Consider the following 23,648-nt stretch of genomic DNA (forward strand, 5'->3'; position numbering starts at 1 on the left):
CGGAGGATGGAATGGCTGCCGTACAGGAGACGGTCGATCGCGTCAGGCAGATCGACGTCGACCAATATCGATATGGATTTGAGACGCTGATCGAGTCCGACAAGGCTCCAAAAGGGCTGTCGGAAGACACCGTTCGCTTCATCTCCGCAAAAAAGAACGAGCCGGCCTGGATGCTGGAATGGCGTCTGGAGGCGTATCGCCGCTGGCTGACCATGACCGAGCCGCAATGGGCCCGCGTCAACTACCCCAAGATCGACTACCAGGATCTCTATTACTATTCGGCGCCGAAGCCGAAGAAGACGATCGGTTCGCTCGACGAGATCGATCCGGACATCCTGAAGACCTACGAGAAGCTCGGCATTCCCTTGCGCGAAGTCGAGGTGCTGGAAGGCGTCGTACGCCCCGAGGGCCAGCGCAAGATCGCGGTCGACGCTGTCTTCGATTCGGTTTCGGTCGCGACCACATTCCAGAAGGAGCTGAAGCAGGCCGGCGTGATCTTCATGCCGATCTCTGAAGCGATCCGCGAACACCCTGAACTGGTGAAGAAGTATCTCGGCACGGTCGTGCCGACCTCGGACAATTATTTCGCGACGCTGAATTCGGCTGTCTTCTCCGACGGCTCGTTCGTCTATGTGCCGCCGGGCGTGCGCTGCCCGATGGAGTTGTCGACTTACTTCCGCATCAACGAGCGCAACACCGGCCAGTTCGAGCGCACGCTGATCATCGCCGACAAGGGTTCTTACGTCAGCTATCTCGAAGGCTGTACTGCGCCGCAGCGTGACGAGAACCAGTTGCACGCCGCCGTCGTCGAACTCGTCACGCACGACGATGCCGAGATCAAATATTCGACCGTGCAGAACTGGTACCCGGGCAACTCCGAAGGCAAGGGCGGCATCTACAATTTCGTCACCAAGCGTGGCGACTGCCGCGGCAATAATTCCAAGATCTCCTGGACCCAGGTCGAGACCGGTTCGGCGATCACCTGGAAATATCCGAGCTGCATCCTGCGCGGCGACAATTCGCGCGGCGAGTTCTATTCGATCGCGATCTCGAATGGTCACCAGCAGGTCGATTCCGGCACCAAGATGATCCACCTCGGCAAGAACACGACAAGCCGGATCATCTCCAAGGGCATCGCCGCCGGCGTCTCGCAAAACACCTATCGCGGCCTCGTTACCGCTCACAGGAAAGCAACAGGCGCGCGCAACTTCACCGCCTGCGACTCGCTCCTGATCGGCGACAAATGCGGCGCGCACACCGTGCCGTATGTCGAGGCCAAGAACTCCTCGGCGCTGTTCGAGCACGAAGCCACCACGTCGAAGATTTCCGAAGACGTGCTGTTCTACTGCGTGCAGCGCGGACTCTCCCAGGAAGAAGCTGTCGGCCTCGTGGTCAACGGTTTTGTGAAGGATGTGCTGCAGCAACTGCCGATGGAATTCGCGGTGGAAGCGCAGAAGCTGATCTCGATCTCGCTGGAGGGCAGCGTCGGGTAGCCCGGATGGTTCGAAACATCTTCTACTTCATACGGTTTGCGCCGCTCGCGCTGTTTTTGATGATTGCGATCGTCGGATTGTTTGCCGTGTTGATCGGGAGTTTTGCGGGATCGGTTGAAGTTACCGAATTCGGAAAACTGGCTGCAGGTGGTGGATCTCTGGGGTTTTTTGCCTGGCTTTTTTTGCCAGCTCTAGTTCGGGCGTTTTAGGCCAGAAGGAAAGAATATGACTGCGTTACTTGAAGTGAAAGACCTGAAAGTCCGTGTCGAGGAGCGTGAGATCCTCCATGGGCTGTCGCTCACGGTGAATCCAGGCGAGGTGCACGCGATCATGGGGCCGAACGGCTCCGGCAAATCGACGCTGTCGCACGTCATCGCCGGCAAGCCGGGCTACGAAGTCACCGGCGGCGAAATCCTGTTCAAGGGCGAGGACCTCCTGGAGATGTCGCCGGATGAGCGCGCCGCCAAGGGCGTGTTCCTGGCGTTCCAGTATCCGGTCGAAATTCCCGGCGTCGCCACCATGAACTTCCTGCACGTGGCGCTGAATGCGCAGCGCAAGGCGCGCGGCGAGAGCCAGCTGACGACGCCGGAATTCCTGAAGAAGGCCTATGCGGCGGCGGCCAGCCTGAACATTCCCCGCGACATGCTCAAGCGCGGCGTCAATGTCGGGTTTTCCGGCGGCGAAAAGAAGCGCAACGAGATTCTGCAGATGGCGCTGTTCGAGCCGGCCGTCTGCATCCTCGACGAAATGGATTCCGGCCTCGACATCGACGCGCTGCGTGTCGCAGCCGACGGCGTCAACGCGCTGCGTTCGCAGGGCAGGGCCATGGTCGTCATCACCCACTACCAGCGGCTGCTCAACTACATCGTGCCGGATTTCGTGCACGTGATGTCCAAGGGCCGCGTCGTCAAAAGCGGCGACAAGGAACTGGCGCTGGAGCTCGAGGCTTCCGGCTACGCCCAGTTCGAAGACGCAGCCTGAGGCGGGATACGGATTTTGTGATGAATGTGGCTTTGGTAAAAAACGAGACCGGGAGCGCGCTGAGCGACAGCTTTGCGATCGCGCGCGACCGGCTTCCCGGCACCGGCAAGGTTGCTGCGGCGCGCGAGGCGGCTTTCGCAGCCTATGCGCAAGCGGGCCTGCCGCATCGCCGGATCGAGGACTGGAAATACACCGATCTGCGCGCGCTGATGCGCGAAGTGCTGCCGCTGGCGCCCGCGCCGGATGCGGCGGAATTTTCGCGAGCTGCCAGCGCCGCCAAGCTGCATGCCATCGAAGGCGTCCGCCGGCTGGTGCTGGTCGATGGCGTGTTTGCGCCAAAGCTTTCCGAACTCGGCGGTATCGAGAAGGGCCTCGGCATCCGCACCCTGCGCGAGACGCTGGAAACCGGCGACGCCGCGCTGCAGGCGCTGTTGTTCACGCCTGACAATGCCAATCCCATGGTGGCGCTGAACAGCGCGATGATGACCGACGGCGTGGTGATCGATGTCGCCGACGGTGTCGTGCTGTCGCAGCCGCTGCAGATCGTCCATATCGCCAGCGGCACGGTGCCGGCGGCGATGTTCACGCGCTCGCTGCTGCGCCTCGGCAAGGATGCCGGTGCAACCCTGGTCGAAAGCTATATCGCGGCCGAGGGCGCCAAGGCCTATCAGGTTCACGATTCCCTGATGATCTCGATCGGCAACAATTCACGCCTCGATCATGTCCGTCTCAACGAAGACGGTCGCGACGCCTTCAATATTTCCTCTGGTGTGGTGAGCCTCGGCGCACACGCGCACTTCAACACCTTTGGCATGATGTCGGGCGCCGGCGTCAGCCGCTACCAGGCGACCATCGCGTTTGCCGGCGAGGGCTCCAGGGTGGAGACCAACGGCGTCAACCTGCTCAACGGCAAGCAGCACGCCGACACCACGCTGTTCATGGACCACGCGGTGCCGCATTGCGACAGCCGCGAAATCTTCCGCGCCGTCGTCGACGACCGCGCCCATTCGGTGTTCCAGGGCCGCATCATCGTGCGTCCGCATGCCCAGAAGACCGACGCCAAGATGATGACGCGGGCGCTGCTGCTGTCCGACGACGCCGAGGCCGACAACAAGCCGGAGCTCGAGATCTTTGCCGACGACGTCACCTGCGGCCATGGCGCCACCACCGGCGCGCTCGACGAGAGCCTGCTGTTTTACCTGCGCGCCCGCGGCCTTTCCGAGAAGGAAGCTCAGGCGCTGCTGATCCAGGCCTTCGTCGGCGAGGCGATTGAATCGATTGTGAATGACGGCCTGCGCGAGCTTGCGATTGCAGCGGCGCAGCGCTGGCTGGAGGCGAGGGGTTGACCATGCATCCGGCGGTAAAGAATGGCGCCTATGACGTGGCGCGGGTGCGGGAGGATTTTCCGGCGCTGGCGATGAAGGTTTATGGCAAGCCGCTGGTCTATCTCGACAACGCCGCTTCCGCCCAGAAGCCCACCGCCGTGCTCGACCGCATGACGGAAGCCTACAAGAGCGAATACGCCAACGTGCATCGCGGGCTGCATTATCTCGCCAACGCCGCGACCGAAGCCTATGAAGGCGGCCGCGCCAAGGTGGCAAAATTCCTCAACGCCGGACGCACCGAAGAGATCATCTTCACCCGCAACGCCACCGAGGCGATCAACCTCGTGGCGTCGTCCTGGGGTGAGCCCAACATCAAGGCCGGCGACGAGATCATCATCTCGATCATGGAGCACCATTCCAACATCGTGCCCTGGCATTTCCTTCGGGAGCGCCACGGCGCGGTCATCAAATGGGCGCCGGTCGACGACGAAGGCAATTTCCTGATCGAGGAATTCGAAAAGCTGCTGACCGATCGCACCAAGCTGGTCGCGGTCACGCAGATGTCGAACGCGCTCGGCACCATCGTGCCGGTCAAGGACGTCGTGAAGCTGGCGCATGCCCGCGGCATCCCGGTGCTGATCGACGGCAGCCAGTCCGCCGTCCACATGACGATCGACGTTCAGGACATCGACGCCGACTTCTATGTCTTCACCGGTCACAAGCTGTACGGCCCGACCGGCATCGGCGTGCTCTACGCCAAGCATGAGCACCTGGTCGCGATGCGCCCCTTCAACGGCGGCGGCGAGATGATCCGCGAAGTTGCCCGGGACTGGGTCACCTATGGCGATCCCCCGCATAAATTCGAGGCCGGCACGCCCGCGATCGTGGAATCGATCGGGCTCGGGGCTGCGATCGACTACGTCAATTCGATCGGCAAGGAGCGCATCGCCGCCCACGAGCACGACCTCGTGACCTACGCCCAGGATCGGCTGCGCGAAATCAATTCGCTGCGGCTGATCGGGACCGCGCGCGGCAAGGGACCGGTGATTTCGTTCGAGATGAAGGGCGCGCATGCCCACGATATCGCGACCGTGATCGACCGCCAGGGCATTGCGGTCCGCGCCGGCACCCATTGCGTGATGCCGCTTTTAGAGCGGTTCAATGTCACAGCCACCTGCCGGGCGTCGTTTGGGATGTATAATACCCGTGAAGAAGTCGACCATCTGGTGCAGGCGCTGATCAAGGCGCAGGATTTGTTTTCATGACCGACACAGCCGAAGTCAAAACCGCCAACGAAGTCAAAGCCAATATGGAAACCCAGTCGGCGCTGCCGCCAGAGGAGACCGAGCGTCTCGGCGGCGAGATCGTGGCTGCGCTGAAAACGGTGTTCGACCCGGAAATTCCGGCCGACATCTACGAACTCGGCCTGATCTACAAGGTCGATTTCAAGGACGACCGCAGCGTCGATGTGATGATGACGCTGACCACGCCGAACTGCCCGGCGGCGGGCGAACTGCCGACCATGGTGGAGAACGCGGTCGCCAGCGTTCCCGGCGTCGGCGTCGTCAATGTCAATCTGGTGTGGGAGCCGGCCTGGACGCCGGATCGCATGTCCGACGAGGCTCGCCTCGTGCTCAATATGTGGTGACGGGTCTTGGTGCCGAAGCTATCCGGTGTTCTCGAGACCGCACTTTATGTCGATGACCTCGACCGCGCCCGTGCATTCTACGAAGACGTGCTTGGGCTGGTAGCGCTGACGCGTGATTCGCGATTTCTTGCTTTCGATGTCGGCGGCAGCAATGTGCTTCTGCTGTTTCGTCGCGGTGCGACGCTAGAGACGCTCCATTTGCCCGGCGGGACTATTCCGCCGCATGACGGCAGCGGCCCGATACATGTGGCCTTTGCCATCACGGCGGCCGAACTGGCTGCCTGGGAAACGCGGCTTGGCGAGCACAAAGTCGCTATCGAAGGCAGGACCGACTGGCCGCGCGGCGGAAAGAGCATCTACTTTCGCGACCCGGACCGGCATCTGCTGGAGCTGGTGACGCCGGGAGTTTGGGCGATTTATTAGGAGCGATCTGCGAGAAGGAATACGGTTTCGTTCGGACAGGTTCTAACCAAATTCGGGATATCAGACCTTCACAGCAGGAATTTCGTTGTTACTTTAACGGTATAGGATTTCGTCGCCACCGCGCGGCGTAAGGAGATCCACTGCAATGGACACCACCGCACCCGTCTCCAAGCCGAAGCCGCGGCCGCGCCCGCAGGTCATGAAACTTACCGAAGCGGCGGCAGAGCGCATTACGGAGCTGACCAAGCGCGCCGATTCCGAAATCGTCGGCCTGCGCGTCGGCATCAAGAACGGCGGCTGCGCCGGGCAGTCCTACACCGTCGAATACGCCCACGAAGTCCGCCCCACCGACGAGGTGGTCGAGGACCGCGGCGTCAAGATCCTGGTCGATCCCAAGGCCGTGTTGTTCCTGCTCGGCACCGAGATGGACTACAAGGCCGACAAGATGCAGGCCCAGTTTATCTTCAACAATCCCAACCAGGTCTCGGCCTGCGGTTGCGGCGAGTCGGTGCAGCTGACGCCCGCGAAGGTTTAGCTTCGTGTCCCGGACGCGCTGCAGCGTGCAACGCTGCTGCGCAGAGCCGGGACCCATCACTTTATGACGCTCAAAATCATGGGCCCCGGCTCTGCAGCGCATCGTTACACGCTGCGCTGCGTCCGGGGCACGAGACCTAGCGCATGGATCGCGATTTCCTGATCGACCTGTTTGCCGATTTCGGTCCGGTGACGATCCGCCGGATGTTTTCCGGCTTCGGCATTTCCGCTGACGGCACCAACTTCGCACTCGCGCTGCGCGCCGGCCTGTATTTCAGGGCTGATGAAACGACGATTCCGCAGTTCGAGGCGGAGGGCTCGCAGCCGTTTTCGTATCAGACGCGTACGAAGACCGTGACCGTGAATTCGTATTGGCAATTGCCGGCGCGGCTGTTCGACGATTCGGAGGAGCTGAGCAATTGGGCGAGGGCGGCGCTGGCCGCCGCGCAGCGCGCCGCGTTGCGCAAGCGGCCGAAGGCGCGCAAGGCGGCGAAGGAAGTTGCGAAGAAAGCCGTGAAGAAGGTTGTCGCGAAAAAGCCGGCGGCCAAGAAGAAGCCGGCAGCCAAGAAGAAGCCGGCAGCTAAGAAGAAAAAGAAAGCGCCGCGAAGAAACTCCTCATCCTGAGGAGCGCGCATGGCGCGCGTCTCGAAGGATGGCCACAGGCTAGATGGGGGCCTCATGGTTCGAGACGCGCAAGATGCGCTCCTCACCATGAGGGATTGGACTCAGGCCACCTGGCTGCGGGAATCGGCGGCGTATTCGGGGTCGACTTCGCAGATTACGCGGTTGCGGCCGTTGCGCTTGGCGGCGTAGAGGCAGGCATCGGCGCGTTCGATCAGCGAATCCGTGTCGTCGTCCGGCTTCAGCATGGAAACGCCGACCGAGATGGTGACGCGGCCGAGGATTTCGCCGGTGGATTTCTTCTTCAATTCCTTCGCCATCACGGCGCGGCGGATGTGATCGGCAACCGTCAGTGCCTGGCGCAGCGCGGTGTTGGGCAAGACGACCGCGAATTCCTCGCCGCCATAACGCGCGGTGATGTCCTGTCCCTTGATGGTCTGCTTCAAGGACATGCCGACGAGACGCAGCACCTGATCGCCGGTGAGGTGGCCGTAGGAATCGTTGAACGATTTGAAATGATCGATGTCGAACATCAACAGCGACAGCGGCTCGCCGTTGGCCAGCGCCGCCTGTACCGCCATCTCGATCGAGCGGTCGAAATATTTGCGATTGCCAAGGCCAGTGAGCGGATCGGTCAGGCTCTCGGCGCGGATGGCTTCCAGGCTGTGCTGGAGATTGCTGATCTCGTTCTTCGACAGCGACAGCCGGTTCTCCAGCGCCTTGTTGGTGTCGCGCATCTCGCGGGTGGATTTCACCAGCTGGTCGACCACCGCCTTGATCTGGTCGCGGCTCTGCGCGGTCGACAGTTTCTCGCTGGCGCCGCTCAGGCTGGCGTCATAGCTCGCCGACATGCCGAGTGCTTCGGTGAGTAGCTTCATCACGTCGTCGATCTCGCCGATCACGCGCGCGCCGACCTTGTCGATGCGGTCGGAGGTCTTGATGTGGGAGAGGTAGGTTTCGTAGATCTGTTCGAGGTCGGCTTCGCTGAGCCTGCCGTTGCGCGCCAGCGTCTCGTTGATGATCTTGTTGAGGGGGGCGTTGTAACCGGTGGCGTAGACGTACCAGATTTCATAATTGCGGGGCACGGCGGTCTGCCGAAGCGACTTGATCTGACCCATCGCGACTTCGGCGAAGGCCAACGTGCGTTCGTGTTCGTCCAGCAGTTTCACCACTGATCCGTCCCTAATAGCGAGCAACGCTTCGCGCCGCCCAGCAGGCAATGACTAAAATTATCGCCGTGAAGTTAAGGGAGGAGAATGAACGCCCGGTAAACAGGGGTGTTCCCTGTTTACCGCGTGGATGGCGTTGAAAGCGTTAGAGCGTTTTCCAGCGAAGTGGACACCGGTTCGCGTGAAGAAAACGCGTCAAAACAAGAATCTAGAGCCCCGTTCCGATTCCATCGGAACGGAAAAGGCTCTAGACGCGGGCGCGCACGGGACGCAGCAAAAACGCCGGAAGATGCGAGTGATCGGCAGGCTCGGATTCGACCTCGCGCTGGGCGCGCCGCGGTTCGGCCCGGCCGATCGAGGGCACGCGGGAGGCCGGTGCGGGCGCTGGCGGCGTGAACGCTTCGGTCGCGGCCTGCGGCTGCGGACCGGAGTTGCGCTCGCCTCCCTTGGCGTGGCGCGGCTCGCGCTCACCGTGGCGGGGCTCACGCTCTCGTCGCGGTTTCCGTCCGCCACGTGAACCTTCCCGCGAACCTTCTCTCGAACCTTCCTTGACGCTTTCCTTGGAGCCTTCTCTCGCACCGTGGCGTGAGCCTCCGCGAGAACCTTCTCTGCCGCGCGCCTCGCGCGGCGGGTCGATATCGCCTGACGTTTCCGATCGCACGGAATAGTCGCCTTCCGCGCGGGGGATGGATTTTCCGATCAGCCGTTCGATCGCGGCCAGCGATTTGGTGTCGAGCGATGTGACGATCGAGATCGCGGTGCCGGCACGGCCGGCGCGACCGGTGCGTCCGACGCGATGGACGTAATCATCGGGATGATGCGGCACGTCGAAATTGTAGACGTGGCTGACGGCGGGAATATCGAGACCGCGGGCGGCGACGTCGGAGGCCACCAGCAGCGGAATTTCGCCCTTGCGGAATGATTCGAGGGCGGCGGTGCGGGCCGACTGGTCCATATCGCCATGGAGCGCGCCGACGCTGAAGCCGTGTTTCTGAAGCGATTTGGCAACGACCGCGACTTCACGCTTGCGATTGCAGAAGATGATCGCGTTCTGGAGGTCCTTGGCGTCGCGCAGCAGGCGGCGCAGGATCTCGCGCTTCTCGTGCACCTCGCGCCCGCAGGCGACCTGGAACTGAGATACGCCCACCGCCGTGGTCGCGGGCTTGGAGACTTCGATGCGCTCGGGATTGTGCAGGAAGGCTTCGCTGATGCGGCTGATTTCGGGCGGCATCGTCGCGGTAAAGAACAGGGTCTGTCGCGTAAACGGGACCAGCTTGCAGACCCGTTCGATGTCGGGAATGAAGCCCATGTCCAGCATGCGGTCGGCTTCGTCGATGACCAGGAGTTCAACACCGGTGAGCAGCAGCCCGCCGCGCTCGGTATGGTCGAGCAGCCGGCCCGGGGTCGCGATCAAGACGTCGACGCCGCGGGTCAATTTGGTGTCCTGATCGCCGAACGAGACGCCGCCGATCAGCAGGGCGACATTGAGTTTCTGGCCAATGCCGTATTTGTCGAAATTCTCTTTGACCTGGGCCGCAAGTTCGCGGGTCGGCTCCAGGATCAGGGTGCGGGGCATTCGTGCCCGGGCGCGGCCCTTTTCCAGCATGGTAAGCATGGGCAGGACGAAGGCGGCGGTCTTGCCGGTGCCGGTCTGGGCGATGCCGAGAACGTCGCGGCGGGCCAGAACGTGGGGGATCGCCTGTTCCTGAATGGGCGTAGGGGTGGTGTAGCCGGTGGCCGCAACAGCGGCGAGAACCTTGTCGGAAAGTCCGAGATGGGAAAAAGACATTGAGCCTCTAGTCGACACCGCCGTTCGGAATCGAGGGTAATAAGGCTGTCGCGTTCAACCCCGAAACGGCGCGCTTTAAGAAGCTGGGGGCTCTGACTTACGCAGACGAGCGGCTAACCTTAGGGAATCGCGTGTCGATCCTAGGCCGCGTTGAGCCGGAACATAGGCGCGAAACGGCCAAAGTCAATCTGGGAACCGGCGAAAAGGCCGAAAAAGCTTAATGTTTTCGCACAAATAACGGCTAAACCGTTATTTGGCGGTCAAATGCGTCGAGCTTGCGGAGCCTGCTGCCACGCGACCGGTCGCGCGCTCATACCCTATTTCCTTGTCGCCGCTTCCCGGAAGTCACCGGGCGTGATGCCCTGAACCGCGCGAAACACGCGATAGAACGTTGCGAGGCTGTCGAAGCCGCTGGCGAAGGCGATCTCGGCGATGGTCATGGCCGGCGCCTCGCGCAGCAGGCGGCGGCTGCGTTCGATGCGCAGCGCGGTGACGGTTTGCGAGAAGCTCATGCTGGATTCTTCGAACAGCACGTGCAGATGACGAACCGAGATCGCGAGCTGACTTGCGATGAACGCGGGCGACAATTGAGGCTCGGCGATGTGGCGGGCCATCAACCGCCGCGCCAGGGACAGGCGGCCGGCCCGAACCGCGTACTGCGCCACCCGGCTGGTCGGCCGGACAACGCCGCGCTCGATCAGCGTGAGGTGCGTGAGCGTCTGCACCAGCGCCTTCGTTGTCGCCGGATCGCTGTCGTCATCCGTTTCGGTCAGATCGGTGAAACAGGATTCCAGCAGCGGAATGAGGATGGGGCGGTCGATAAGCGGTTTCGGGACGAGCTCGTGCAGGCCGGGTAGCGGCAGCAGAATGTCGGCCACCGGCACCTTCAGAATGCGAAGATCGAAGCCTTCAGCGGCGATCGGGACCGTGTGGTAGGGCAGGTCCGAATAGCTCGTCGAAAACGCTCCGCCGGCGACCTGGAAGTCATCGACATTCCGGACCCTGAACCAGCCGCCGCCGCCAAGCTGCTGGCAGATGCAAAGGCTGTCGCTGGGGGCGTTGGCGATATCGGTCGCACTGCGCTCGACGTGATAGCTCGAGGCGCGCAGGCCGATCAGGCCCGCGGAGCCGATCTTTCGAAGCGAGAACTCTCCGGAGAAATTTGGGCGGTGCTCCCGGTCGAGTTCGGCGGTCGCCCCAAAAAGCCCCTTGGAGCGCACCTCGCGCCAATAGTCGAAGCGGTCCTTCGGTTCGACCTGATCGGTGGACCACTTATTGACAGAGGTACCCTGATCTCCAGGAGGGGCATAGGCGACCGACGCCAGACGTGCCGCTCCTCTTAAAGCCGAAATAGCCACCCCAGCACTCCTCCCAGGATATGCCGCGGCGCGGCAAATCACTCGGGAATCATGCCACGGTGGGGTATCCCGGTCCTGATGGGACGGCGGTGACTTTCTGAAATTTCTCTGATATTCGCTGTGCGCAGCCCAGCCCCGAGAAGATTGCGGTCACAAGTTGCTCTGTTTCGCCGGATTTGAACTTGACCCGGAACGCGCCCGGCTCCGCGGGCCCGGTGGCGAAGCGATCCGGCTGCGCCCGAAATCCTTCGACATGCTGCAGCTGTTTGTGACCAACGCCGGACGCGTTCTCAGCAAGCAGGACCTGATTGACGCGATTTGGCCGAATATCCATGTCGGCGACGACAGCCTTTTCCAATGCGTCCGCGAAATCCGCGCCGCGCTTGGCGACGACCAGCGCCAATTGATCAAGCTGGTTTCCGGCCGCGGCTACCTGTTCGACGGGCAAGTGACGGTCGGGCCGGGCGGCCTTGGCGATGAAGCACAGCCCCCGGTCGCGACAGCCGGCGTCGAAGCGGTCGCGATGGCGCCACCGGCGCTGGCGGCGGAGCCCGCCCGGACACGGCTCCGCTTCGGCTTGCGCGCCGCGCTTGCGACGGCGGCCGGGCTCGGTGCGGTCATCGGCCTGGCCGTCGCCGCGCCGATCTTCGTGCCCGATTTCATCTTCGCGCGAAAACCCCCGGCCGTTGCCGCAGAGCAGCTCGTTGGGGTGGGTGAGGGCCAGAAACTTGCCGAGTTGGCGGCGAGCGTGGCTGACCGCCTCAGCGCGGCCGTCAGCGTTGCCGCCGCAGCACCGGTGCTCACGCCCGATTCCATGTTTCCACGAAAGTCACCGACCATCGCCATGATGCCGATCGTCGGCGTCGGTGACAGCCAGTTGGTTGCCGAGATGGCGGGGGACGTGACCGACCGGCTCACCGACGGCTTGGCCCGGATCGACAAGTTGCGCGTGCTGGCGCCGCGATCTCAAACAGCTTCGGCGGTGCCCCAGCCCGTCGCCGCGCACCCGGAGGCCGACTTCGTGGTGAGCGGCGAACTGCGGTTGGAAGGCGGGGCCTGGACCATCCAGGCGCGCATGAGCAATGGCGCCACGGGCGAGGTACGCTGGACCAACTCGGTTTCGGTCGGCATCGAGAAGTCGGACATGACGCTTCAGCAGATCCGGCTCGCCGCAGGCGTCGGCCATCCGCTGGCGCTTCGCATCAATGCGATGATCAATGCCGGCCCGGCCGCGACCGACGACGACCTGGCCGGCGGCACCGCCAAGGTCGTGATCGAGCAGGCGATGGCCTCGATCAACCAGACGACGCCGGAGCGTTTCAAGGCCGCGCAGACCATGCTGGAAAAAGCCATCGCGGCCGATCCCGGTAATGTCGACCTCGCCGCCGCGTTGTCCGCGCATTTGCTGCGCGGCATCCAGATGACCTGGTACAACCGGGCCGATGTTGCCGAGACCCAGCGCGCCGCGCAATCGATGCTCGAGCAGGCGCTGCGGGCGAAGCCGACCTACATCCCCGTGCTGGAGGCGTATTGCCGGCTCCTCAATGCGACAAACCAGTTCATCGAAAGCCTGGTTGCCTGCGGCAGGGTGTTGACCTTGGATCCCTGGGACGGGCTCGCGATCTACAATCTGGGCCTCGGGCAGCTTCGGCTGGGGCGGTTCGACGACGCGCTGGCGACGTTCAAGCAAGCCGAGCAATTCGATACGCCGCGAACGGCGCGCTGGACCTGGCTGTTGGGAGCGGGGCTGACCTTGGTGGTGATGGACCGCAACGAAGAGGCGATCCCTTATCTCACGAAATCGATTGCGATCACGCCGGCCACTGGACGATCACACGCGGTGCTGGCAATTGCCTACCATCGTACGGGCCGCACGGACGAGGCCAAGGCGGCCCTGGCCAAGACCATGGAACTGCGGCCCGGCTCCACGATCGCCAACATCAGGCTTGATCCCAGGAATGCCAGCCCCGTGTATAACGAAGCTTCCAGGCGTGTGGAGGATACTCTCCTGGCGCTTGGTATGGCAGCGAAATAGCGGTCTCGCATCTGACTTAACGTGGCGGAAATGGGGCTCTGGTCCTGCCTGCAGCATTGAACCGCCGGCGCGGCTTTATCGACTACGACAAAAGCGGTCCCGCGCGGCCGCGGATCATTGCGGGGAACTGGTTATGACGAGCTGGTTACTGTCCAAGGCACGGTTCAAAGCCGGGCTGCTGTCCGGACTGGCATTCGGCATTGTCGCCTCGTTGCTGGCGTTCGCTGCCCCCGCTCATGCCGAAAAACGCGTCGCGCTCGTGATCGGCAATAACGACTACCGGAACGTGCCGAAGCTGCAGAAGGCCGTCAACGACGCCCGCACCATGGGCGATACGCTGAAGCAACTCGGTTTCACCGTCATGGTCGCGGAGAACCAGACGCGCCAGGCATTCAGCCAGAGCCTGCTCGCGTTCGACAAGGCGGTCGGCAAGGGCGACACCGCGTTCTTCTTCTATGCGGGCCACGGCTTCGAAATCGCCGGCCAGAACTTCCTGCTGCCGACCGACGTACCGGCGGCGACCGAAGGCCAGGAGGAACTGGTGCGCGACGCCTCCATCCTCGCGGACCGCATCATCGAGCGCCTGCAGAACAAGGGCGCGCGAACCGCCATTCTGGTGTTTGATGCCTGCCGCAACAATCCGTTCGAGCGCTCCGGCACCCGCGCCGTCGCCGGTGGCGGCGGCCTCGCGCCGATGACGCAATTGCCGGAAGGCGTGTTCTCGATATTCTCAGCGGGTCCGCGGCAGACCGCGCTGGACCGCCTGTCGAACGACGATGCCAATCCCAATTCGGTGTTCACCCGAACCTTTACCAAGGAACTGACGCAGCCCGGCGTCAACCTCGTGCAGGTCGCGCAACGCACGCGGCGGCTGGTCGCCGAACTGGCGGAGACCGTGCGCCACAAGCAGATCCCGGTTTATTTCGACCAGATGGTCGACGACGTATTCCTGAGCGGCACGGCGAAGGCCGCGCCCGAGGTTGCCGTCGCCAAGCCTGCGGAGCCATTGCAGAAGGTTGCAGCGTTGCCGCCGATGCACCGGCTTGCGCCGTCAAACGACTCCGTCAACGCACCGATCGCGATGTTCTCGCGCCATAATGGCGGATGGACCGTCGTGTTCTCGATCGCCGATCCGACGCTCGGGATTTCCTGGCGGATGGGCGAGGCCGGCGATTTCCGCGAGACCGGCTTCATCGACACGCTCGATCCGCGCACCCGCAAGCGGATGCCGAACCCGTCGATCGAGCTTCCGGCCGATGCGCCGGCCGCCACGATCCAGGTGCGCTATGTCGATACCAATGGCGAAGTGCAGGGGCCGTTTCCGATCCGCTTCGATCCCGAAGCCGCGCTGATCCGCGACCAGCGCAAGATCCTCGACATGACCGCGACCAGCTGGCTGTCGTTTCGCGAATTCAACGGGCTGCTGGTCTATTACACCCATTTGATGTCGTACCGCTGCGCGATCCGCGAAGTGCGCGTCGGCATCGACAGTGCCGTGCCCGACCAGGTTCTGAAAATGCCGCCGTGCGATCCCAGGGATCCCAGCGTCATCCCGCGCGAGGCGCAGCCCTACCTCAAGCTTGCGCCGGCGACCAAGTCGGTTTCGGTCGAGCTGGTCTACCGCGACGGCAGCGTGTCCGAGATCAAGAGCTTTCGACGGTAATCCAGCCAGCGTCGTCCGATTGAGCTACAGTCCGCTCGGAGGTCGATCATGGACGCAGGCAGTTTTTCACGGCAGCCCCCGGGGCGCACGATGAAGGTTCGCTGCTGCATCGTTGGCGGCGGGCCCGCCGGCATGATGCTCGGCTATCTCCTGGGCCGCGCCGGGGTCGATGTCGTGGTGCTGGAAAAGCACGCCGACTTCTTTCGCGATTTTCGCGGCGACACGGTTCATCCCTCGACCCTGCAGGTGATGGACGAACTCGGATTGATCGAAGGATTTCTGAAGCTGCCGCATCAGCGGCTGCAGAAGATGGACGGTCTGTTCGGCGGCGCGCCGGTGCGGCTGGCCGACCTCAGCCGGCTGAAGGCAAAATATCCCTATATCGCCTTCATGCCGCAATGGGATTTCCTGAATTTCCTGCGCGAGAGCGGCAAGCGGTTTGCCTCGCTCAAGGTGATGATGAGCACCGAAGCGACCGATCTCATTGAGGACGGCGGCCGCGTCGCGGGCGTGCGAGCAAACACGCCGGAGGGCGTGATCGATATCGAGGCCGATCTCACCGTTGCCTGTGATGGCCGCCATTCGCTGGTGCGCGAGCGGGCGGGGCTTGCAATCGAGGAAATCGGCGCGCCGATGGATGTGCTGTGGTTTCGCGCCGGCAAACGCGCCAACGAAACCGAAAACCTGTTCGCCCGCATCGATCCCGGCAGCATGATGGTGACTTTCGATCGCGGCGATTACTGGCAATGCGCTTACGTTATCGCCAAGGGCCAGTACGATGCGGTCAAGGCGAGGGGGTTGTCCGCACTGCTCGACAATGTCGCGCGGATGGCGCCGATCCTCAAATCCGGCCTTGCCGATATCAAGAGCTGGGATGACATCAAGCTGCTGACGGTCGCGGTCAATCGTTTGCCGCGCTGGACCCGGCCGGGCTTGCTGTGCATTGGCGATGCCGCACATGCGATGTCGCCCGTCGGCGGCGTCGGCGTCAATCTCGCGGTCCAGGATGCGGTTGCGACCGCGAACCTGCTGGCGGCGAAGCTGGTGAATGGTTGTCCACCCGAGGACGAACTGGATGCGGTACGTAAGCGCCGCGAGTTTCCGGTGCGGATGACACAGCGGATGCAGGTCGTTGTTCAGGACAACATTGTCCGAGCGGCATTGAAGCCGGGCGGTGTGCTGCTAAAACCTCCGATGATCGTGCGGCTGGTCACGGCGGTGCCGTGGCTGCAGGGCATCACGGCGCGGTTTCTCGGCCTCGGCGTCCGGCCCGAGCATGTGCAGTCGCCGGCATCTGCAGAACACTGAACAAGCTGGCTGCGGCCACGACATCATGCGGTGACTCTGTAGCGGCCCCGCCACAGTAAGCGACAATCCGCCTGGCTCGCGACGTTGTAGCCCACGCAGTGCCCATGGCGACAAGCCCGGTGCCAGCCGGGACACGTCAGGATTTCGGTTGTCGATGTACGCTCCCCAACTCTGATGGAGGGGATTATTCAAAGTGAAGAAACCGGTACTCGCAGCTTCGATCCTTGCCGCCAGCGTGGCGAGCGCGTTCGCCGCCGACATCGCGGCCCGGCCGTACACCAAGGCGCCCGTTGCACCCCCGGTTGTCACCTATGACTGGTCCGGTATCTATCTCGGCGGCGCGGCCGGCGGCGCATGGGACACCACCGACGGCGTTCTCTACAACGCTTTTCCCGGCTCCTTCTGGAGGACGGACAGCCAGAGCCGGTTGATCTACGGCGGCTTTGCCGGAATCCAGAAGCAGTGGGGCAACTTTGTGCTCGGTATCGAAGGCGGCTGGAACGGCCTGGACAACCGCTTCAACACCACCGTTGGCAATGGCTTCTTCGGTCCTGGCTGCATCTACGGCCCTGCGGGGTCGTGCCAAAGCCGCATCAATGACATCGGCTACATCGGCGGCCGGCTCGGCTATGCCTGGAATCGCTTTATGGTGTACGGCCAGGGCGGCTACGCCCGGGCTGACATCGATACCCAAGTCTACCTCCCCGCGGCCAACCTTACGATCGCGGCGGCCAGCGCCGCTCATGGCGGCTGGTATGCCGGCGTCGGTGGCGAATACGCGGTCCTGGACAACCTCGTTCTCGGCATCGACTACAAGCACTACGAGTTCGACAGCGAGCAGCACAATTGTAACCGGGCATTGGTCGGCTGCACTGTGGTGGATCTCCGTAACGTCTCGGCGAAGGTCGATTCGGTGATGGGGCGGGTGAGCTTCAAGTTCAATCCGTGGTCGGCCGGACCGGTCGTCGCCAGGTACTGAGAGTCGCTAGCTGCTTAAAGCGGAATACTGCGGCCACGACATCACGCGGTGAGTCTGTAGCGGCCCCGCAACAGTAAGAGACAATCCGCCTGGCTCGCGACGTTGTAGCCCTCGCAGTGCCCACGGCGACAAGCCGGTGCCAGCTGGGACACGTCAGGATTTCGGTTGTCGATGTACTCTGCCCAACTCTGATAGAGGGGATTATTCAAAGTGAAGAAATTGGTGTTCGCCCTGTCCGCGGTTGCGGCATTTGCCGCCCCGGCTTTCGCGGCTGATCTTCCCGCCCGCACCTATTCCAAGGCGCCAGCAATGGCCGTGACGGTGACAGACTGGACCGGCTGCTACGTCGGCGGTGGCGGCGGCTACGGCATGTGGAACCAGGAAAACTCGACCTCGGGCTTCGGTCCGCCCCCCATTCCGATTGGCGATACCATAACAACTGGCGGTCGTGGCTATTTCGGAACGGTGCAGGTCGGTTGCGACTACCAGTTTGCGGCGGCAGGTGGAAACTTCGTGGTCGGCGCCTTCGGCGATTACGACTTCGCCAGCCTCAAGGGAACGCTTGCTCCCTCCGGTGCCTCTATGGTTGGTGAGGAAAAGATGAGTTCGGCCTGGGCGGTCGGCGGCCGTCTCGGCTGGCTGGTTACCCCCAGCTTCCTGACCTATTTCTCGGCCGGCTATACCGAGGCGACTTTCGATCGCACCGACTTTACGTTCAATTTCCCGCCCTTTGGCGTTTCGGCCAATCGCTTCCAGGATAAGCAAACCTACAAGGGTTGGTTCGTCGGCGCCGGCAACGAATATGCGCTTGATATCCTGCCGGGCCTGTTCTGGAAAAACGAATACCGCTTCTCGGAATTCGATGTGGCGACCAATCCCCTTCGGAATACCGCAACGGGGGTGTCAAACACTGCGGAGGATTCCAGGAAACTCCTCCACACGGTTCGCAGCGAGCTGGTCTACCGCTTCAACTGGGGCGGATCGACCCCGGCCAAGGCTTACGTCAAGGCTCCTGCTGCGCCAGTGGTGAACTGGACCGGGTGCTATGTCGGCGGCGGTGGCGGCTACGGGCTTTGGAACCAGGAAAACACCACTGTCGATGACGGTCCGCCCCGGACCCGGTTCAGCGAGACGGCGACCACGGGCGGCCGTGGCTATCTCGGAACAGTGCAAGGCGGCTGCGACTACCAGCTGGCCGCTGCAGGCGCGCGCTTTGTCGTCGGCGCCTTCGGCGATTACGATTTCACCAGCCTCAAGGGAAATCTCAATCCGCAACGTATCGTTGCCGTTGGCGAAGAGAAGATGAGTTCGGCCTGGTCGGCCGGCGGCCGTCTCGGTTGGTTGGCGCTGCCCAACCTCCTGACCTATGTCTCGGTCGGCTATACCGAAGCAACCTTCGACCGAACTGATTTTACTCTCAACTTCGTTCCCTTCGGTGTTCCGGCCGGCCTCTTTATGGACAAGCGCACCTACAAGGGCTGGTTCATCGGCGCCGGCGACGAATATGCGCTGAACTTCCTGCCTGGCCTGTTCTGGAAAACCGAGTACCGCTTCTCGGAATTCGACGTGGCGACCAATCCCATTCGGGATACCGCGACGGGTTTGCCGATTGGCGCCTCGATCGACTCCGAGAAATACACCCACACCGTTCGCAGCCAGCTGGTCTACCGCTTCAATTGGGGTGGCGGTGCGGTCGTTGCCAAGTACTGATCTCTGCTCAATCAGCAGCTAAAAAGCCCCGGCATGTCCGGGGCTTTTTTCGTTGCGGAAGTGCTTCAGCGTGACGTCGGCGCTAGCCCATGACCGAGAAACCGCCGTCGATCGGGATCGCGGTGCCGGTGGTGAAATCGGACGCGGGCGAAGACAGAAACACCGCAATGCCGGCGAAATCGTCGATCACGCCCCAACGCGCCGCCGGCGTGCGCGCCAGCACCTTGTCGTGCAGCCCGTCGATCTGCGCGCGGGCGCCCCTGGTGAGATCGGTGTCGATCCAGCCCGGCAGCACCGCGTTGACCTGGATGTTGTCCGGGGCCCAGGCCACCGCGCAGGCGCGCGTGAACTGCACGATGCCGCCTTTGCTCGCCGCGTAAGCCGACGCAAAACTGGCGCCGAAGATCGACATCATCGAGCCGATGTTGATGACCTTGCCGCCGCCGGCTTGCTTCATCGCAGGGTAGACCGCCTGCGAGACCAGGAAGGCGCTGGTGAGGTTGGTCTGGATCACGCTGTTCCACTCGGCGAGATCGAGCACGTGCGGCGGTTTGCGGATGCTGATGCCGGCATTGTTGACGAGGATGTCGATCCGGCCGAGTTCGCCGGCGACGCGCGCGGCCATGGCGTCGACCGCGGCCTTGTCGGTGACATCTGCGACCACCGAAATGGCCTTGGCGCCGCTGCGCGCGAGCTCGGCGGCTGCAGCAACCGATTTGGCTTCATTGCGCCCGACAACCGCAATCGCGGCGCCGGCGTCCGCCAATCCCCGGGCCATGCCGAGCCCGATGCCGCCATTGCCGCCGGTGACGATGGCGACCTTGCCGCTGAGATCGAAAAGTTTTGTTTTCATTGTTGTTGTCCCATTGTTGTTGTCGACAGAACCGGCGCTCAGCTCTTGCCTTGCCAGATCAGGATCAGGCCGACAGCGCCGAGCACGGCACCATAGCCCGCCCATTGCAGCTGGTTGATCATGAAGCTCGATTGCGGCCAGGTGATCGCGCCGGTGCCCTGGCCGATCCAGAGCAGGCCGACGGCGAGCGCCAGAAAGCCAACAATCAAGAGCAGTCTGGCCATGAATACTCCCCGCTGCCGCTTTCGAACGGCTTGACCGGCGTCCCCGGCCGAGGCCGACCCCAGCTGTCGATCGAATACAATGCAGGCGGCTTCGGCAAGGGCGGAAATGATCAGGAGACTGGTGATCGGGGGCAGGCTGCGCCGCGCTTACCAACAGCTCAAGACTGCAACTCGGGCTAGCAGCATTCGGGCGCGGCAACGGCCTCACGCAACCAGACACAAAAAAGCCCCGGGCGATGCCGGGGCTTTTGAGCTGCCGATTGGGCAGAGATCAGTGTGTCGATCAGTACTTGGCGACGACCGGGCCACCCCAGTTGAAGCGGTAGACCAGCTCGGTCTTCGCGATGTAGGTGACCATCTTGCGCGAGTCGATGTTGCCGTGCGGATCGGTACCAAGTGCGGCAGCGGTGCAGGCCGTACCAGCAACAACAGCCGTACAGCTGAGGCGCGAGTCCTTGCGATCGTACCAGGCGGCGCGACCTTCGGTCTTCACGAACAGGCCCGGCAGGAAGTCGAGCTGATATTCGAAACCGCTGCCGATGAAGAAGCCGTCAAAGGTCTGGCCCGGAACCGTAAGGCCGGACGCCGAGAACGGAGCAACGATCCGTTGCAGATTGTAGGCGTCTGTATGAGCCTGCGTGTAGCCGGCGTTGAAATAGGTCAGGAATGACGGGTTCACGAGATAACCGATCCGGCCACCAACAGCCCAGGACCAATCCATCTTGTTTTCGCCGACGAAGGTTTCGGCGGGACCGAACACGCGCCAGGCGTGGTCACCCTTGATGTCGGAGTAGGTGCCATCGACGAAGGCGCCGACAACCCAGCGGCCGCTGAACTGGTAGTCGCAGCCCACGCCAGCCGTTGCCAGCCAGCCGTCCGAACCGGACGTGGCGTTGAGGACGTTGATGCCGTTGGGCGCAAGAACATCACGCGAGTCGCGGTTGGTGCGGGAGATGCCGTAGCCGCCACCGCCACTGATCCAGCAGCCGGTCCAGCTTACGGCCGGGGCAACCGCAACCGGAGCCTTGGCATAGCGGGGAGCCATGTCGGCCGCGAGGGCCGGGGCAGTCAAGGCTGCCATCGCGGTCAGAGCGAGCACCAATTTCTTCATTGTCGAAACCCTCAAAATTAAGCGTCGTAACCGACCGCCCAAATGGTGCGCTTGCACCGATTCCCTAAACCCAGTGTTGGGAATATACGCGGTTCTACCTGAAATGCTGTTGCGGGGAGAGCACATCCGCCCGAAAAGGAACTTCGGAAAAGAGCCTCAAAAATAGGCACGATCAGGTGCCCACGGGGTCAAGCAAGCCGAAAAGCCGGCAAACCCAACAATCACGTGCCGTCGGCCCAGATCGCCCCGAAGGTCAGACGTCCAGCAGATCCTCGCTGGCAAACTCCGCCTTGTCGGTGATGAAGGCGAATCGGGCCTCGGCCTTGGTGCCCATCAGCCGCTCGACTGAATCGGCGGTGCCTTCGCGGTCGTCGGCCAATAGCACCACGCGCAGCAGGGTGCGCTTGGCCGGGTCCATCGTGGTTTCCTTGAGCTGCGCCGGCATCATCTCGCCGAGCCCTTTGAAGCGGCCGACATCGACCTTGGCATTGGCGTTGAACTCGCTCTTGAGCAGCGCGTCCTTGTGGGCGTCGTCGCGGGCGTAGACCGTCTTGGCGCCGTGGGTGAGCCGATAAAGCGGCGGCACAGCAAGATAGAGATGGCCCTCGTCGATCAGTCGCGGCGTTTGCCGGTAGAAGAAGGTGATCAGCAGCGAGGCGATGTGGGCGCCGTCGACGTCGGCGTCGGTCATGATGATGATACGTGAATACCGCAGGTCTTCCTCGCGGTAATGCGCGAGCGTGCCGCAGCCGATCGCCTGCATCAGGTCGGAGAGCTGGGCGTTGGCGGTGAGTTTGTCCTTGCCGGCGGAGGCGACGTTGAGGATCTTTCCGCGCAAGGGCAGCACGGCCTGGGTCCTGCGGTCGCGCGCCTGCTTGGCGCTGCCGCCGGCCGAGTCGCCCTCGACAATGAACAGTTCGGAACCTTCGGTCGCGGTGTTGGTGCAGTCGGCGAGCTTGCCGGGCAGGCGCAGCTTCTTCACCGCGGTCTTGCGCGAGGTCTCCTTCTCGGCGCGGCGGCGCAGCCGCTCGTCGGCACGTTCGACGACGAAATCCAGCAGCTTGTTGGCCTGCAGCGGATTGCCGGACAGCCAGTGGTCGAACGGGTCCTTGATCGCCTGCTCGACGATCTTCTGCGCCTCGGCGGTGGCGAGGCGGTCCTTGGTCTGGCCCTGGAATTCAGGTTCGCGCACGAACACGCTTAGCATCACCGCCGCGCCTACCATGACGTCTTCCGAGGTGATCGGAGCGGCGCGCTTGCCCTGGCCAATGCGCTCGGCGTGATCCTTCAGGCCGCGCAGCATCGCGCTGCGCATGCCGGATTCGTGGGTGCCGCCGTCGGGCGTCGGCACGGTGTTGCAATAGGAGGAGAGGAAGCCGTCGGCGTCCGCCGTCCAGGCCACCGCCCATTCGCAGGCGCCGTGGGCGCCGTTGCGCCCCGATTTGCCGGAGAAGATATCCGGGTGCACCAGCGTGTCGGCGTGGATCGCGGCGCCGAGATAATCCTTCAATCCCCCGGGGAAATGGAATTCGTCCTCGGCCGGCACCTCGTCGATGCCGCGCAGCAGTTCCGGATCGCAGCGCCAGCGGATCTTCACGCCGCCGAACAGGTAGGCCTTCGAGCGCGCCATCTTGAACAGGCGTTGCGGTTTGAAGGCGGCCTTGGCGCCGAAAATCTCGGTGTCGGGCTTGAAGCGGATGGTGGTGCCGCGGCGGTTGTTGATCTTGCCGAGTTCCTGCAGCTTGCCCTTGGGATGACCACGCTCGAAGGTCATCTTGTAGAGCCTTTGTTCGCGCGCGACCTCGACCTCGAGGAGCGAGGAGAGGGCGTTGACGACGGAAACGCCGACGCCGTGCAGGCCGCCCGAGGTCTCGTAGACCTTGGAGTCGAACTTGCCGCCGGAGTGCAGCGTGCACATGATGACTTCGAGCGCGGACTTCTTCGGAAATTTCGGATGCGGATCGATCGGAATGCCGCGGCCATTGTCGGTCACGGTCAGGAATCCGTCCGCGCTCAGCGTAACCTCGATGAAAGAGGCGTGGCCTGCCAGCGCCTCGTCCATGGAGTTGTCGATGACTTCGGCGAACAGGTGGTGCAGCGCCTTTTCATCGGTGCCGCCGATATACATGCCGGGCCGGCGGCGGACCGGCTCAAGCCCCTCCAGCACCTCGATATCCGCCGCGGTATAGCCGGCCTCGGCGCTGCTGGATTTGGCGGCGACCTTCAGCGAGGCGCGGCCCTTCGGTTCATCGGCGCCGAACAAGTCGCTGGCGGATTTGGTTTTGGCATCTGTTTTCAATGGCTTGGGCATGGTTCTTCATGTGATGCGCGCAACCTGGCGCAGCGAATCGGTCTGTCTGACTATGCCACGGATGGGCTCAAAAAGTGACGGCCGGGCCGAACGCTGCAACCGCTCGGGCCGGC

21 protein-coding genes are annotated in these 23,648 nt (G+C 63.0%); 14 read left to right on the forward strand and 7 right to left on the reverse strand.

Going from position 1 to position 23,648, the window contains the following annotated elements:
* Positions 1-11 precede the first annotated feature (11 nt).
* The 9 genes from sufB (at position 12) to JQ641_RS05885 (ending at position 7,028) form a co-directional block, all read left to right on the forward strand.
* Complete coding sequence (sufB, locus tag JQ641_RS05845; RefSeq protein WP_211994964.1) at positions 12-1,493, forward strand: Fe-S cluster assembly protein SufB; 1,482 nt, start codon at positions 12-14, stop codon at positions 1,491-1,493.
* Between the two features lie 5 nt (positions 1,494-1,498).
* Complete coding sequence (locus JQ641_RS05850; protein ID WP_211994968.1) at positions 1,499-1,702, forward strand: GlyGly-CTERM sorting domain-containing protein; 204 nt, start codon at positions 1,499-1,501, stop codon at positions 1,700-1,702.
* A gap of 16 nt (positions 1,703-1,718) precedes the next feature.
* Positions 1,719-2,474 carry a Fe-S cluster assembly ATPase SufC gene (sufC, locus tag JQ641_RS05855; RefSeq protein ID WP_211994970.1) on the forward strand — a complete coding sequence of 252 codons (756 nt, stop codon included), beginning with the start codon at positions 1,719-1,721 and terminating at the stop codon, positions 2,472-2,474.
* A 20-nt stretch (positions 2,475-2,494) separates the two neighbouring features.
* Positions 2,495-3,820, forward strand: a complete 1,326-nt coding sequence (gene sufD / locus JQ641_RS05860; RefSeq protein ID WP_211994972.1) for a Fe-S cluster assembly protein SufD — start codon at positions 2,495-2,497, stop codon at positions 3,818-3,820.
* Positions 3,817-5,064, forward strand: a complete 1,248-nt coding sequence (locus JQ641_RS05865) for a cysteine desulfurase (protein WP_211994974.1) — start codon at positions 3,817-3,819, stop codon at positions 5,062-5,064. The genes sufD and JQ641_RS05865 overlap by 4 nt, the downstream gene beginning before the upstream one ends.
* Positions 5,061-5,447 (forward strand): SUF system Fe-S cluster assembly protein, encoded by a 387-nt coding sequence (locus tag JQ641_RS05870; RefSeq protein WP_192739476.1) that lies wholly within the window; start codon positions 5,061-5,063, stop codon positions 5,445-5,447. The genes JQ641_RS05865 and JQ641_RS05870 overlap by 4 nt, the downstream gene beginning before the upstream one ends.
* A 9-nt stretch (positions 5,448-5,456) precedes the next feature.
* The gene (locus JQ641_RS05875; protein ID WP_211994975.1) at positions 5,457-5,870 is read left to right on the forward strand and encodes a VOC family protein; all 414 of its coding nucleotides are present in this window, start codon (positions 5,457-5,459) and stop codon (positions 5,868-5,870) included.
* Positions 5,871-6,015: 145 nt separating this feature from the next.
* Entirely contained in the window at positions 6,016-6,405 is a 390-nt protein-coding gene (locus tag JQ641_RS05880) for a HesB/IscA family protein (protein WP_211994976.1), read from the forward strand.
* A 143-nt stretch (positions 6,406-6,548) separates the two neighbouring features.
* On the forward strand, positions 6,549-7,028 hold the full coding sequence (locus tag JQ641_RS05885; RefSeq protein ID WP_211994977.1) for a TfoX/Sxy family protein: 480 nt from the start codon (positions 6,549-6,551) through the stop codon (positions 7,026-7,028).
* A gap of 101 nt (positions 7,029-7,129) precedes the next feature.
* On the opposite strand, the gene JQ641_RS05890 is transcribed toward JQ641_RS05885, so the two are convergent.
* The 3 genes from JQ641_RS05890 to JQ641_RS05900 all read right to left on the reverse strand — a co-directional run bounded on the left by JQ641_RS05890 (position 7,130) and on the right by JQ641_RS05900 (position 11,341).
* A complete protein-coding gene (locus JQ641_RS05890; RefSeq protein ID WP_211994978.1) occupies positions 7,130-8,197 on the reverse strand; it encodes a GGDEF domain-containing protein in 1,068 nt (355 codons plus the stop codon).
* Positions 8,198-8,441: 244 nt separating this feature from the next.
* Positions 8,442-9,983, reverse strand: a complete 1,542-nt coding sequence (locus JQ641_RS05895; RefSeq protein WP_211994979.1) for a DEAD/DEAH box helicase — start codon at positions 9,981-9,983, stop codon at positions 8,442-8,444.
* 317 nt (positions 9,984-10,300) lie between these two features.
* Positions 10,301-11,341: an AraC family transcriptional regulator gene (locus JQ641_RS05900; protein ID WP_349628511.1), complete on the reverse strand. Its 1,041-nt coding sequence runs from the start codon at positions 11,339-11,341 to the stop codon at positions 10,301-10,303.
* Between the two features lie 253 nt (positions 11,342-11,594).
* Between JQ641_RS05900 and JQ641_RS05905 the strand changes: the two genes are divergently transcribed.
* The 5 genes from JQ641_RS05905 (at position 11,595) to JQ641_RS05925 (ending at position 19,036) form a co-directional block, all read left to right on the forward strand.
* Positions 11,595-13,376, forward strand: a complete 1,782-nt coding sequence (locus JQ641_RS05905; RefSeq protein WP_249150223.1) for a winged helix-turn-helix domain-containing protein — start codon at positions 11,595-11,597, stop codon at positions 13,374-13,376.
* A gap of 133 nt (positions 13,377-13,509) precedes the next feature.
* Positions 13,510-15,039, forward strand: coding sequence for a caspase family protein (locus JQ641_RS05910; RefSeq protein ID WP_211994983.1), 1,530 nt, complete (start codon positions 13,510-13,512; stop codon positions 15,037-15,039).
* A 48-nt stretch (positions 15,040-15,087) separates the two neighbouring features.
* Positions 15,088-16,347 (forward strand): FAD-dependent oxidoreductase, encoded by a 1,260-nt coding sequence (locus JQ641_RS05915; protein WP_211994984.1) that lies wholly within the window; start codon positions 15,088-15,090, stop codon positions 16,345-16,347.
* 193 nt (positions 16,348-16,540) lie between these two features.
* A complete protein-coding gene (locus JQ641_RS05920; RefSeq protein WP_211994985.1) occupies positions 16,541-17,326 on the forward strand; it encodes an outer membrane protein in 786 nt (261 codons plus the stop codon).
* Between the two features lie 210 nt (positions 17,327-17,536).
* Positions 17,537-19,036: an outer membrane protein gene (locus JQ641_RS05925; protein WP_211994986.1), complete on the forward strand. Its 1,500-nt coding sequence runs from the start codon at positions 17,537-17,539 to the stop codon at positions 19,034-19,036.
* A gap of 82 nt (positions 19,037-19,118) precedes the next feature.
* Here JQ641_RS05925 and JQ641_RS05930 read toward each other — a convergent pair whose 3' ends face one another.
* From JQ641_RS05930 to parE, 4 genes are all read right to left on the reverse strand, one after another.
* A complete protein-coding gene (locus tag JQ641_RS05930; protein WP_211994988.1) occupies positions 19,119-19,889 on the reverse strand; it encodes an SDR family NAD(P)-dependent oxidoreductase in 771 nt (256 codons plus the stop codon).
* Between the two features lie 38 nt (positions 19,890-19,927).
* Positions 19,928-20,113 carry a hypothetical protein gene (locus JQ641_RS05935; protein ID WP_211994991.1) on the reverse strand — a complete coding sequence of 62 codons (186 nt, stop codon included), beginning with the start codon at positions 20,111-20,113 and terminating at the stop codon, positions 19,928-19,930.
* 283 nt (positions 20,114-20,396) lie between these two features.
* A complete protein-coding gene (locus tag JQ641_RS05940; RefSeq protein WP_211994994.1) occupies positions 20,397-21,224 on the reverse strand; it encodes an outer membrane protein in 828 nt (275 codons plus the stop codon).
* Between the two features lie 253 nt (positions 21,225-21,477).
* Positions 21,478-23,535 (reverse strand): DNA topoisomerase IV subunit B, encoded by a 2,058-nt coding sequence (gene parE, locus JQ641_RS05945; RefSeq protein WP_211994996.1) that lies wholly within the window; start codon positions 23,533-23,535, stop codon positions 21,478-21,480.
* Between the last annotated feature and the right edge of the window lie 113 nt (positions 23,536-23,648).

The sequence above is a fragment of the Bradyrhizobium sp. JYMT SZCCT0180 genome, from assembly GCF_018130165.1.
GTDB lineage: Bacteria > Pseudomonadota > Alphaproteobacteria > Rhizobiales > Xanthobacteraceae > Bradyrhizobium.